The sequence below is a fragment of the Vibrio sp. 10N.222.48.A3 genome (genome assembly GCF_041475345.1).
In the GTDB taxonomy this organism is placed as follows: Bacteria; Pseudomonadota; Gammaproteobacteria; order Enterobacterales; family Vibrionaceae; genus Vibrio; species Vibrio tasmaniensis_A.
Genome location: NZ_JBFRVX010001256.1, coordinates 1 through 463 on the forward strand (window position 1 = coordinate 1; position 463 = coordinate 463).

At 42.3% G+C, this 463-nt stretch carries 1 pseudogene; it reads right to left on the reverse strand.

What is annotated here, in order from left to right:
* Positions 1–178: 178 nt before the first annotated feature.
* Positions 179–463 (reverse strand): annotated as a pseudogene (rplA, locus tag AB4653_RS25460) (50S ribosomal protein L1); the annotation flags it as partial.

The following is a 463-nucleotide window of genomic DNA, read 5'->3' on the forward strand; positions in this document are numbered from 1 at the left end:
TTTAAAAATGAATAAATTCACTTCAAACCACAACATCGCCTACGTAGGTTTTATTAAGCCATATCTCCGAAGAGTACAGCGCCTACGGTCTTGGGACGGATGACCTGAATTGCTTCAAAAATCACCCAACCACAAATATTAGGCGCAGAAGTATACACTAAATCTGCGCCGAAGCAAATTAGTTTGCTTGAGTGTCAAGACTAGCTTGATCAACAGTAACACCAGCACCCATTGTAGTAGAGATGCTTACTTTCTTCAGGAAAGTACCTTTCGCTGAAGAAGGCTTAGCTTTCTTAAGAGCAACTAGAAGTGCTTCTAGGTTCTCTTGAAGCTGGTTAGCTTCGAAAGATGCTTTGCCGATAGTAGTGTGGATGATACCGTTCTTGTCGTTACGGTAACGAACCTGACCAGCTTTAGCGTTCTTAACCGCTTCAGCAACGTTAGGAGTTACAGTACCAACTTT